General features: G+C 32.6%; 14 protein-coding genes. 9 read left to right on the top strand and 5 right to left on the bottom strand.

The features are described 5' to 3' along the window. Nucleotides 1-244 precede the first annotated feature (244 nt). Nucleotides 245-1,774, top strand: coding sequence for a DUF3472 domain-containing protein (locus HN014_RS19245; RefSeq protein WP_176030466.1), 1,530 nt, complete (start codon nucleotides 245-247; stop codon nucleotides 1,772-1,774). Between the two features lie 97 nt (nucleotides 1,775-1,871). Here HN014_RS19245 and HN014_RS19250 read toward each other — a convergent pair whose 3' ends face one another. The 5 genes from HN014_RS19250 to nadC all read right to left on the bottom strand — a co-directional run bounded on the left by HN014_RS19250 (nucleotide 1,872) and on the right by nadC (nucleotide 5,746). Beyond that, nucleotides 1,872-2,441 carry a chalcone isomerase family protein gene (locus HN014_RS19250; protein WP_176030467.1) on the bottom strand — a complete coding sequence of 190 codons (570 nt, stop codon included), beginning with the start codon at nucleotides 2,439-2,441 and terminating at the stop codon, nucleotides 1,872-1,874. Nucleotides 2,442-2,671: 230 nt separating this feature from the next. Continuing rightward, on the bottom strand, nucleotides 2,672-3,232 hold the full coding sequence (locus HN014_RS19255) for a chalcone isomerase family protein (RefSeq protein WP_176030468.1): 561 nt from the start codon (nucleotides 3,230-3,232) through the stop codon (nucleotides 2,672-2,674). A gap of 140 nt (nucleotides 3,233-3,372) precedes the next feature. After that, nucleotides 3,373-3,933: a chalcone isomerase family protein gene (locus tag HN014_RS19260; RefSeq protein ID WP_176030469.1), complete on the bottom strand. Its 561-nt coding sequence runs from the start codon at nucleotides 3,931-3,933 to the stop codon at nucleotides 3,373-3,375. A gap of 27 nt (nucleotides 3,934-3,960) precedes the next feature. Then, nucleotides 3,961-4,884 carry a YihY/virulence factor BrkB family protein gene (locus tag HN014_RS19265; protein WP_176030470.1) on the bottom strand — a complete coding sequence of 308 codons (924 nt, stop codon included), beginning with the start codon at nucleotides 4,882-4,884 and terminating at the stop codon, nucleotides 3,961-3,963. A gap of 4 nt (nucleotides 4,885-4,888) precedes the next feature. Continuing rightward, complete coding sequence (nadC, locus tag HN014_RS19270) at nucleotides 4,889-5,746, bottom strand: carboxylating nicotinate-nucleotide diphosphorylase (RefSeq protein ID WP_176030471.1); 858 nt, start codon at nucleotides 5,744-5,746, stop codon at nucleotides 4,889-4,891. A gap of 51 nt (nucleotides 5,747-5,797) precedes the next feature. On the opposite strand from nadC, the gene rlmH reads away from it, so the two are divergent. The 8 genes from rlmH to HN014_RS19310 all read left to right on the top strand — a co-directional run bounded on the left by rlmH (nucleotide 5,798) and on the right by HN014_RS19310 (nucleotide 12,071). Then, nucleotides 5,798-6,271 carry a 23S rRNA (pseudouridine(1915)-N(3))-methyltransferase RlmH gene (gene rlmH / locus HN014_RS19275; RefSeq protein ID WP_176030472.1) on the top strand — a complete coding sequence of 158 codons (474 nt, stop codon included), beginning with the start codon at nucleotides 5,798-5,800 and terminating at the stop codon, nucleotides 6,269-6,271. Nucleotides 6,272-6,402: 131 nt separating this feature from the next. Next, nucleotides 6,403-7,296, top strand: a complete 894-nt coding sequence (locus tag HN014_RS19280; protein ID WP_176030473.1) for a geranylgeranylglycerol-phosphate geranylgeranyltransferase — start codon at nucleotides 6,403-6,405, stop codon at nucleotides 7,294-7,296. 6 nt (nucleotides 7,297-7,302) lie between these two features. Next, nucleotides 7,303-7,890 carry a Maf-like protein gene (locus tag HN014_RS19285; protein ID WP_176030474.1) on the top strand — a complete coding sequence of 196 codons (588 nt, stop codon included), beginning with the start codon at nucleotides 7,303-7,305 and terminating at the stop codon, nucleotides 7,888-7,890. A gap of 39 nt (nucleotides 7,891-7,929) precedes the next feature. Further along, a complete protein-coding gene (locus HN014_RS19290; protein ID WP_176030475.1) occupies nucleotides 7,930-8,886 on the top strand; it encodes a septum formation inhibitor Maf in 957 nt (318 codons plus the stop codon). Nucleotides 8,887-8,928: 42 nt separating this feature from the next. After that, nucleotides 8,929-9,219 (top strand): 4a-hydroxytetrahydrobiopterin dehydratase, encoded by a 291-nt coding sequence (locus HN014_RS19295; RefSeq protein ID WP_176031170.1) that lies wholly within the window; start codon nucleotides 8,929-8,931, stop codon nucleotides 9,217-9,219. A gap of 72 nt (nucleotides 9,220-9,291) precedes the next feature. After that, nucleotides 9,292-10,014 (top strand): YebC/PmpR family DNA-binding transcriptional regulator, encoded by a 723-nt coding sequence (locus HN014_RS19300; RefSeq protein ID WP_176030476.1) that lies wholly within the window; start codon nucleotides 9,292-9,294, stop codon nucleotides 10,012-10,014. An 816-nt stretch (nucleotides 10,015-10,830) separates the two neighbouring features. Continuing rightward, nucleotides 10,831-11,502: an acyloxyacyl hydrolase gene (locus HN014_RS19305; protein WP_176030477.1), complete on the top strand. Its 672-nt coding sequence runs from the start codon at nucleotides 10,831-10,833 to the stop codon at nucleotides 11,500-11,502. A 311-nt stretch (nucleotides 11,503-11,813) separates the two neighbouring features. Beyond that, nucleotides 11,814-12,071: a hypothetical protein gene (locus tag HN014_RS19310; protein ID WP_176030478.1), complete on the top strand. Its 258-nt coding sequence runs from the start codon at nucleotides 11,814-11,816 to the stop codon at nucleotides 12,069-12,071. Nucleotides 12,072-12,321 lie beyond the last annotated feature (250 nt).

Raw genomic sequence — 12,321 nt, forward strand, 5'->3', positions numbered from 1 at the left:
AGTGATCTATAAGTTAGTTAAATATGGCTATATCATTATGCAATATAAACAAGTAAACAAAAATACAAGAATATCTTACAGTAAAAAGTGTAATATACAAAGAATCAAAAACTCTTGTTTTTTCAATTAAAAAAGGCTGTGCGATCATATCATGAACCCTATTTTTTATTATCAAAAAATTAACATTGCACCCATAATTTTTGATCAAAAAAGAAGTTCTGCTCTCAAATTAAAATATAAACAAATGAAATTCTTAAAACTCAACTTTGCTATTATAGCACTTACCTGCTATATGCTTGCCGTATCATGTTCAAATGATAATGATCCTATTAACAATGAAGAGCAAACAGCTCCTAATTCATCTCTTAGCAAAAACCCCAAAGAGTACACAGGTGATTGCAACCTGATCGATATATATGACAGATTTAATCATTATGTAGTTGGTGATATAGTAAAATATCGCCAAAACAGTTCCATACCATATAACGTATATCAAAAGACAACATTAAGCTGGACTAATCTCGGAAAGTGTTCTGAAAATCCAGTAAACCCGGATATAAATTTTACTATTTCTGTAGCAACTCAAGGAAATACATGGGTAGTTAATAATCCAACTGAAACACTTAGAATTGTAGGTTCTAATGGAATTACAAACTGGAATAATAAAAATACTACAGCAAGAACATATTTCTATATTAAAGAACCAGGTACTTATGCAATAGGAATTAACGCGAGAGTACAATCTGGCACTTCTCAAATAGAAGCTTCTTTTGGTAATCAATCAAAAACAATAACACTTAACAATACAACTTTTAAAGACATATATATCGGAGAACTTGAAGTACTCACAAAAGGATATTATTATCTCGACCTAAAAGGAATTACAAAAACATCTTACAGTTATGCTGATGTTAAAGCTGTAATGTTGGGTGGGAATGCTACCGATCGAAATATTAAGTTTGTAAAAAATGACATTCATTTTGGAAGAAGAGGTCCGTCGGTACATTTAGGATATGTTATTCCTACTTCTGGTGCTACACAAGCATTTTATAACGAAGTTGAAGTACAACCAGGTCAGGATGCCGTTGGTTCTTTTTATATGGTTAATGGCTTTCAGCATGGTTATTTTGGTATTCAGGTCAACTCAAATACCGAAAGAAGAATCCTATTTTCTGTGTGGAGTCCATATTCCACGGATAATCCCGGAAGTATTCCTGAAGAATACAGAATAAAATTACTAAAAAAAGGTGCAAATGTTATCACTCAGCAGTTTGGAGGTGAAGGATCCGGAGGTCAAAGTTATAAGGTATATAACTGGAACGCTGGTGTGCGATATAAGTTTTTATTAGTAGGAAAACCAGCAGGAAATAATCACACGGATTTTACAGCTTACTTTATGGATCCTACTATAGGAACATGGGATTTGATTGCTAGTTTTAGAAGACCTAAAACAAATTCATATATTACTAATCAGTATTCTTTTCTGGAGAACTTTAATACTAGCACCGGAGCTATTGAAAGAAGTGGTGCTTTTTATAACCAGTGGGTATATGATACCAACAATACCTGGCATGAAATTACACAAGCTAAATTTACATATGATGCAACAGCAGAAAATGAATTTCGTTTTGACTACTCTGGTGGAGTACATGGCTCAGGGTTTTTCTTAAAAAACTGTGGTTTTTTTAATGGTAACATCTCAAAAAACACAACGCTAGAGCGAAACAGTACAGGTAATAATATTCCAAAAATTGATTTTTCTACACTAGAATAATCCTGTTTTTAATATCCAAATTTTAAAAAATAAAGAAGCTGAATTCTACTGAGGTTAATCCAGAGTTCAGCTTCTTTTCCTAGGGTAATTATTACTTTTATTTACTTAGTCCCAGCATCCCTCCTTTGATTAATTCACAGGCCGGCTCATTTCCTAACCAGATCTTAAACAATGCATATTTAAAATCTCTTCCTTTGATAAAACCGATTTCTTCTCCGTTTTTATAGGTTTTTACACCTTTTCCTTTAATATACACCATTTCATAAAAGTCATTGATTTGTGTAGGAGAAGCGAATAATTTTAGAAAGTCTTCAATTCTATCCTGAATACTTTCGGTATTCCCAAACATTGCATCGTCAAAACCTTTTCTGAATACTTTGATCATTCGCGTATTGGTAACTTTTTTTGATATGATATTAAGTCGAATCGACATGCTTTCATCTGATTCCAGAACTATTTTAGGATCACTGTACTTTTGTTTGGTATACAAACCTCCCGAATAGGTTTTGAACCCTAAAACACTTCTAATCCCTGCTCCATTTAATGTCAAATCTTCTCCGTCAAAATTCACCTTATAAGGTAGTACTATATCACCAACCCGAACTTGGGCGATTGCTGCCGTACTTATCAAAACTGCCGTAAATACTAGTGTAATTATCTTATTCATATGTTATAATAGTTTATTGTTCTTTATAATGCTTTCTGAGGGTTAGTCAGTAATACATCTAAAACCTATCGTTAAATTTTGTTAAAAATTTATTTTTGAATAAAAAGGCATGGGAATAATAGACAATCAGACACTTATATATTTATTGTTTTTTTTGAAAACAAAAAAAGTCTGGAAACACAATGTTTCCAGACCTTATACACTTGTTGTTTGTTATATGAATGTGAATGTTACTGCAAGCCTAACATACCTTTTTTAACACTCTCACTAGCGGGTTCTTCTCCTAACCATATCTTGAAAAGAGCGTATTTAAAATCCAATCCTTTGATCATTCCTAGTTCTTTCCCGTTTTTAAAAGCCTTTACTCCTACATCCTTTACATACACCAGATCATATACATCATTTTTGACAATAGGCTCTGAAAAGAATCCTATAAACTTATTAATTCGTTCGTCTAACATTTTAGTGTTTCCGAAAGTGGCTTTCTCAAAACCTTCTTTAACGGCTTTTATCATTTTCTGCTGGGTTACAAATCCGGATACAATATCCAACTTGATTGACATCGACTGATTAGAATCTAATATTTCTTTCGGATCTTTACTTTTTTTCTGCAGATACAAAGCTCCTGCATACATATCAATCCACAATACAGATCGCATTCCAGCTCCATTCATCGTTAAATCGATCCCATCTATTGTCTCTTCATAGGGTAATATAGCTTTACCAATCCTTATCTGAGCGGTAGAGGTTGCAAAAGATAAGAAAGCAATTATTAGCAATAATTTATTCATTTTGTAATTAAATAGGTTTATACTCTAACTTTGATCATCCGCGCAAAAATATAAAAATATTATGCACGCACAGTTTTTTTGTTAATTTTTTTAACAAACAACTATTTAATTTTAGAAAAGACCGATAAATTGTGTGAACGTTATTTTCCTAATAATTCGGACTTTAATCCTTTATCAGCTGGTTGTTTTCCCAGCCATATATTAAATAGTGCTTTTTTAAAATCCATTCCAGTTACAAACCCTTTTTCTTTTCCGTCTTTATAAATTACACTCCCTTTTCCTTTTTCGTATACAATGTCATAAACTTGCCCTACTTCAATTTCGTTATTGATAAATCCGATAAACTTTTCAATACGATCCTGTAGCGGTTTTATATTACCATTGGTTGCTTTTTTAAATCCATCCCTTAATGCATTCGCCATTTTATTTCTGGACATCATTCCTGATAATATATGTAGCTTAATTGCCATCGTTTCATTTGCTGCTGCTATTTGAGCTGCATTAGTACTTTTACTTTTTAAATACAATCCTCCGGCATATATATCAAAAAAGAACTTTTCTCGAATTCCAGCTCCATTTAATTCCAGACTTTCACTATTAAAAGTTACTTCATTAGGCAATACTGCATCTCCAACTTTTGTTTGTGCAATTCCTGAGGTCATTACACTTACTACCACAAATAAAAAAAACATTTTTTTCATACCCTTAATTAATTTGATTTACTCTTTTTAATTATTACTTTTTCTTCTCAATTGATTTAATGAAGCATTCAGCTCAAATCCTAATAGTAATAGGTTTGCATTAAGCCATATGTACAACATTAAAATAAGCATTGCTCCAATCGACCCATACAATTTATTATAATTTGAAAAATTATCAATATAAATTCCAAATAAATATGTGGTTACGATAAACAACAAGGTTGTCATAACTGCTCCAGGAGAGAAAAAACGATTCATTTTTCCTTCTGTAGTCCCAAAATAGAAAAGAATGGCAATTATCAAAAAAATCATTAAAACAAAAATCCCATATTTTCCAACAGTTAACCAAAAAACAGTATCGTCTACTACTCCTATTGTATTTAATTCTGATACAAGGTAATTAAAATACAGAGTTACTATTACGGTTAATAACAATAAAGATGCCACAATAATAGACACTCCTAATGCTACAATATATTGTTTTATAAAGTTTCTATTTAGAGTCACATGATACGAATATTCAAATCCGGAAAAAACCGCATTTACTCCATTGGTCATTAAAACAATGGAAAGCACAAATACTGTAGACAATAATCCTCCTCTGGGATTAGATGCAATATCATCAAAAATCTCTTTAAAAAAACCAGAGGATTGTTTGGGTAATAATTCACTGATAAATTCAAAAAAATTGACTTGAAAATTCTCTATTGGCACATAAGGAATCAGATTCAACAGAAATAATAAAAATGGAAATAACGATAGAAAAAAACTCCAAGAAATGGCGCTGGCTCTTGCCGAAAAAGTTCCTTTAATAATCCCAATTGTATAGATTTCTATGAGATCATAGAGTGATAAACCTTCAAACCCTGGTAAAATGATTTTTTTCCCTACACGAACTAATATGTTAATGACAGGAATTTTATCCAGTTTATCTTCTATTGCCTTTGACATATATCTACACTGCTTTCAAACTTAAATCCAAGTTATAAACCGAATGTGTTAATGCTCCGCTACTAATATAATCAACCCCACATTCTGCATATTTTCGTACGGTTTTTTCATTAATTCCCCCACTAGATTCTGTAAGACATGTATCTCCGATTAAGGTTACTGCCTTTTTTGTATCTTCATAATTAAAGTTATCAATTAATATCCTATAAACTCCCGGGGTTTTTAAAATTTCTTCGATTTCCTGTAGATTTCTGGCTTCAACAATAATTTTCAGATCCAAATTATTGGTATCTAAATATTTTTTTGTCTTTTCGATTGCTTTAGTAATCCCTCCTGCAAAATCAATATGATTGTCTTTTAGCATGACCATATCGTATAGTGCAAAACGGTGGTTCTCTCCTCCTCCGATCTTTACTGCCCATTTCTCTAAAGCTCTAATCCCAGGAGTCGTTTTTCTGGTATCTAATATCTTTGTCCCTGTACCTTCTAATAAAGAAACAAACTTCTTAGTCTTTGTTGCAATCGCACTCATTCGCTGCATTGCATTTAATACCAGGCGTTCTGCTTTTAGGATTGATTGAGATGCGCCCTCTACATAAAAAGCAATATCTCCATATTTTACACTAGCCCCATCTTCTAACAGAGTTTCTACTTTCATTTCTGGGTCTACATAAGCAAAAACTTTTTTGGCGAACTCTACTCCTGCCAAAACTCCTTCGTCTTTTACCAACAGTTTTGCTTTTCCGGTTACTTCTGCAGGAATACAGGCCAATGAACTATGGTCTCCATCTCCCACATCTTCCCGAATTGCATTGGCTATAATTAAATCAATTTCTTTATTAAATTGCGCTTCACTAATCATATTGAATCGTTATTTTTGCTAATGTAGCAAAGTAAATGCGAATTGTAAAAAATGACAATAAAATTACTGGCAATAGGAAAAACAGATGACAAGCAATTAGCACATCTTATCGAGCAATACATTAAAAGATTGGGGCATTATATCAAATTCTCTATAGAAATCATCCCTGATATTAAGAATGCCAAAAACTTACGAACTTCTCAACAAAAAGAGCGGGAAGGACAACTAATTCTTTCCAAAGTTGCTACTTCTGACACATTGATCTTATTAGATGAAAACGGAAAACAGTACGATTCTGTCTCCTTTTCAGAACTCCTCCAAAAACACATGAATAGCGGTATCAAACAACTGATTTTTGTTATTGGGGGTCCCTATGGGTTTTCTGAGGAAGTTTACCAACGTAGTAATGGCAAATTGTCCTTGTCCAAAATGACTTTTTCACATCAAATGATACGTCTGTTTTTTGTCGAACAATTGTATAGAGGATTTACAATTTTAAAAAACGAACCTTATCACCATAGATAAACCACAGAACAGAACAGAACAGCATATCATCTCTTTTCGGTCATTTTTTAGGAAATAGAAAAAGTCAAGATGAGTTCAATCCTTAATTAGTACATTTACCACCAATTATTATCTCTAACTAAAAATACCCTATGCTTTCTTTTTTTAAACTTATAAAAATCGAAAATCTACTCTTTATTATCCTGGCTCAATTATGTCTTAGATACGGTCTTCTCAACTCATTAGATATAGATCTCCTTCTTAGTGATCTGGGGATTTTATTACTTATTATTGCTACCTTTTGTATTGGTGCTGCAGGAAACATTATTTTGGAAACACATGCTGCTGCTTCTGCTATAATTCCTTCAAAAATTAGAGAAAAAACAGCTAATACACTTTTTATTATTCTTAGTACAATTGGGGTACTTATTGGTTTTTACTTGTCTAATATTATTGGAAAACCCGGTTTTGTCACTATTTTCATCCTTACTTCTGCTATATATTATATATACGCCACATATCTTAAGGAAATATTGGTTGTCAAAAATATAACCATGGCTATTTTGGTTTCGGTAAGTATTTTGGCTATTGCTATTTTTGATCTGGTTCCTACAATTACTCCTCTAAACAGAGAAGCTGTTTCTTTTATATTTTCTATCGTAAAAGATTATGCTATCCTCGCTTTTTTATTAACTTTTGTACGGGAAATTGCAAAGGATTGTTACTCCTTAGACACCGACTATAATCACGGAATAAAAACAATTCCTATAGCACTGGGAAAATCGAGAACAGCTAAACTCATAATGGCTTTATCACTTCTGATTAGTGCATTATTATTTTACTATACTTATACCTATCTTTTTGCAAATACAAAGGCTACTCTTTTTGTACTCCTAGGGTTAATCGCTCCCCTGCTAATTATTTCTTTTAAGAGCTGGACCGCAGAAACAATAAAGGACTTTAAATTATTAAGTATCTTGATCAAAATTGTAATGGTAATAGCCGCTATTTCATTTGCCTTATATAAAACACTTATTTTTCAATAATCGATTATGATAAATGAACTCTTAAAAAACCACCGTATTGTTCTCGCATCGGGTTCTCCCAGAAGGCAACAGTTTTTCAAGGATATGGGTATTGATGTTCACATCGATGTCAAAGAAGTGGATGAAGTTTATCCTGACCACTTACAGGGAGCTGCCATTTCTGATTTTTTATGTGAATTAAAATCTGCTGCTTTTGAGCAGCTTGAACCTAATGACATATTAATTACCAGTGACACTATTGTGTGGCATAATCACAAAGCATTAGGAAAGCCCAAAAACGAAGAGGAAGCAATAAAAATGATTCAATCTCTTTCTGGAAAGCAACATGAAGTAATCACTTCTGTTTGCTTCAAAACAACAACGGCTTCTACAACTATTAATCACACAACACGAGTAACATTTAAAGATTTATCCATAGCAGAAATTACACATTATGTAAAAACGTATCAGCCAATGGATAAAGCTGGAGCATATGGGATACAGGAATGGATTGGTTTTATTGGAATCACTCATATTGAAGGAAGTTTTTTTACAGTGATGGGACTACCTACTCATCTTGTTTATGAAACGTTAATGAGTATGGTTAATTCATAGCTTTATTGTACTTTGTGATAGGAGTAAAAAAATATTCTCATGAAAAAAATATGGTATTCCTTTCCTATTCTGCTTATTGCAATTATTATAGCCTGCAATACGCAAGTGAAAAACACCGCTGATATTTCAGCGGACACTATTGCCCAACTACAGCCCAAGAGTGAACCTCCCAAGGAACTTACTAAAGATTTTAAAAATTACTGGTATGCCGGGAAAGCAGAGATATCTTCTTATGAGTTAGCACAAGCACGATACGGAGAACTCAGAAAAGGAACCGCCGCATTAATTTATGTAACGGAAGATTTTTTACCCAGAGAACAGGTCAAAGCAGACCAACAGCATCCAGATAATATTCCCGTGCTTAAACTAAACAGTACAAAAAAGTTTGTCACAGGGATTTACCCGTACTCCATTATGCAAAGTGTTTTTTACCCTGTTGGAGACCACCAGCACGCTCTGAAGATTTCCAGTTCTATGCAGGAATGGTGTGGTCATGTATATGCACAAATCAATAACAGAAAGCAATTCGACATTACTTCTCACTCTTATTTCCAGGGAGAAGCGGATCAACAGTTCTCTCTGGATAAAGATATTTTGGAAAATGAAATCTGGACAAAAATCAGAATTCGTCCTACCGAATTGCCAACCGGGAACCTTACTATGATCCCTTCATTAGAATTTTGCAGACTTAGACACAAAGAAATAAAAGCATATCCCGTTACTGCATCATTGCAAAAAAATGCTACTACTACTACCTATACATTATCGTATCCTGATTTACGAAGGGAAGTAAATATTACGTTTACTACTTCTTTTCCACATACAATTGAGCAGTGGTCAGAAACAACCTTAAGTGGATTTGGCAGCAATGCGACACCACTAACCACTACCGCAAAGAAAATAAAGACAATTACTTCTGACTATTGGTCAAAAAACACAAACAAAGACGTGTTTCTAAGAGATAGTTTGAGGTTACGTTCTTATAACTATAATTAAATAACCCGAATGAATAAAATTATTTCTATTACGAACAACAATATGACAAAACTTACTGAAAACGAAATTACAACACGTCTCCATAAGCTAGATGGATGGGAATATAACGACAATGCAATTCACACTTCTTTTGAATTCAAAGATTTTAAAGACGCTTTTTCTGTCATGACGCGCATTGCTTTTGAAGCAGAAATCCAGAATCATCACCCTGATTGGACTAATATTTATAATACACTGAATATCTCTTTATCTACTCATGATGCAGGAGGAGTAACTGATAAAGATTTTTTACTTGCAACTACAATAGAATCTATCATACAAGGAGATGAATAAATTCCACAAAGAGAGTTTGCGAAAAATTTGCATTCTACTTATGTTTGTATAACGATTTTTTAAAACTAGAACATGGGAAGAGCTTTTGAATTTAGAAAAGCACGAAAAATGAAACGTTGGTCAGCAATGGCTAAAGCATTTACTCGTATTGGTAAAGATATTGTAATGGCTGTAAAAGAAGGAGGACCGGATCCTGACTCTAACTCCAGATTACGTGCTGTTATCCAAAATGCGAAATCTGCAAATATGCCTAAAGACAATATCGAAAGAGCCATTAAAAGGGCCAGCGACAAAAATCTTGGGGACTATAAAGAAGTTTTGTTTGAAGGGTATGCTCCTCATGGTATTGCTATCCTGGTAGAGACTGCTACTGATAATAACAATCGTACCGTAGCGAATATTCGTTCTTATTTTAATAAATGTGATGGGAACTTAGGAACTTCGGGTTCTGTAGAATTTATGTTTGATCACACTTGTAATTTCAGAATTAATTCTGAAGGTATTGATCATGAAGAACTAGAACTGGAATTTATTGATTTTGGTGCAGAAGAAGTTTTCCTTGATGAGGATGGTATCTTAATCTATGCTCCTTTTGGTAGCTTTGGTACAATCCAAAAAGAATTGGAAAACAGAAATATCGAAATTTTATCCTCCGGTTTTGAGCGTATTCCTCAGGTAACCAAAAAACTAACTCCTGAACAAGCTGCTGATGTAGAGAAGTTATTAGAAAAAATAGAGGAAGATGATGATGTTCAAAATGTATACCATACCATGGAAGAATCGAACGCCGAATAAATTAGAAATCCCTTTTTTTTAAATAAAAAGCTGCTATATATTTAGTAGCTTTTACTTTTTTTTGGGCATAAATGAAACATATTCCCATACTGGAAATAAATATTTTAAGTAAATTCGACCGTAATACAGATAAATCTAATTATCTTTGTATAAGAATTATAAGATAATAAAAAAACCACCCCTATAAAGAGGTGGAAAATAACATATTATTTTTTTCTGTAGTTCAGCCATTTTATGACTACTCCTACAGCTGCTAGTACAAGACTAGCTAATGAAATTAAGTTTTCCAGGCTCATTTCATCTTGGCGGTAGCACATTCTTGTTGAACATAGAAACTTATCAAGCTGATAGCGCCAACTATCAGCTTTTTTTATGCCTGCTACCTTTTGGGCAGATAAGCTTCTTATGCAGTCTTCTTATTTGTAAAAATTAAACAGTAATTGAGTTACAAAGGTTTTTTAGGCTACTTAAGAGTTGCTAATAGTGTTGGAAACTATTTTTCGGGATAAAATTAATGATAACTTTTTATTAATCATATTTGTATAATCAGAAAATTTGATTCAAAAACTTATTTCTCCTTTCTTTTTTTGTCCAATAAATAAGATGTAAATGCTCTTTGGTTTGCTCCGAAAAATCATTGTCCCCTTCTTCTATTTCCTGCTTATGATATAAATAGGTCCTCTTTAATAAGCTTTTTCCATCTTATCATTCGAGTTGGGAGTTACTTTAACAAAACAATAGTTTTATTTTACCATTTTTTAGTCACATCTCCTTTATTTCATCTGCTAATTTTGCCGCCCTTAAACAAAAAAAGCTATGAAAAAATTAAGTATTATTACCCTGTTTATTGTGGTACAATTTTCTTTTTCGCAAGAAGATTTAATTTTCAAAGGAAAAAAACATAAACTAGGTTTTATTGTTGGGTACGGGGCACAACATCTCAATCAGTTATTATCCAACATCAACGAAAAAGATGCGAATTCTATTAAGGAGTTCCTGATTAAAAATAAAATCAAGCCAGACGAAGCTGGTTTAGATGTAACGTATAGTTATGAAGTTACTTATTTTCAGGCACAATACTATTATTCATTACTACGTAAAAGTTCCTGGGGGATAGATTTACTTTCACAACCACAATACAACTTGACAAAGTACAAGCATCTGGATAAAGCGGTAGCAACAATTGATGGATACGAAGTAGGATTAAACGTCGGAATTTTAATTCGAAAAAACTTTATAAATGATCTGCTGAGTTTCTATGCGCTTATTAGCTCTGGTCCTCATTATGTAAAGGGAACTCCTGCCAGACAATCTGATGGGTTTATATTTTCTGATAATTTTGTAGCTGGGCTTACTATCAAAATTCTTAAAGATGCATACATTGATATCCGTCCTGGATTTAGGCATATCAGTAATGCCGGATTAAAGTATCCTAATGGAGGTGTCAACGATTTTTTTATTAGTGGAGGACTAATGTTTGCATTATAAAATACGACACAACACAAAAAATACTGCTCAACGTATGAATACTGCTATTCACCTATACAATCCTTTTACTTATCTAAAAACCCTATAATCAGGAGGTAATAATAGTACCTTTGAGTATAAGAATTAAGGAAAAGTTTTAAAAATTAGTAGTAAATATATTCATTGAATTTTTTGTTTGTGTGTGTAAAAAGGATCTCATCGTGTAAAATGAGATCCTTTTTGGTTTTTCCTAGTATTATTAAAGGTTTTAGCATAAAAACTTAGCGTAGAAACACTTTTTTATTTTTTACAACATTTTTTAACTTAGCCGTATGAAGATTGATAAATGTCTAATAAAAGAATTTATAAAGAAAGCGGCTCAAAATGGCTTTCTAAAGATTAAAGACCACAGGGGTAATAATATCGTTTTAGACAACGGAATTTTTACCTTTAATGGTTGTAAACAACCTAAAACTATCGATAGTATCGAGACTATTTTTCTGGAAGCGTTTAAACTTACCAGAGTATTACATCTAGATAACAAAAGATTCGTCCGGGAAGGTTCCAGATGGATTGAACGTGCATCGTAGCAAAATTTCTTACGTATAGCAAAGTACTTCTGCGCAATAATCTAAACACTTTATTAATATAAATTACTTTATAAATTTCACCTCCCTAATTTTATATAAAAAAAGACAATCAGTACGATTGTCTTTTTCTGTGGTTAATAAATAAATCATTTAAAGAAAAACGGATATTGTTCAAAATCATCCAATACTAAGTTAATACATTGTTTTAAAATACATTAGTGGAATAACCGCGTATTTTTTACGTCTATTA

This window comes from Aquimarina sp. TRL1, from assembly GCF_013365535.1.
Classification (GTDB): domain Bacteria; phylum Bacteroidota; class Bacteroidia; order Flavobacteriales; family Flavobacteriaceae; genus Aquimarina; species Aquimarina hainanensis.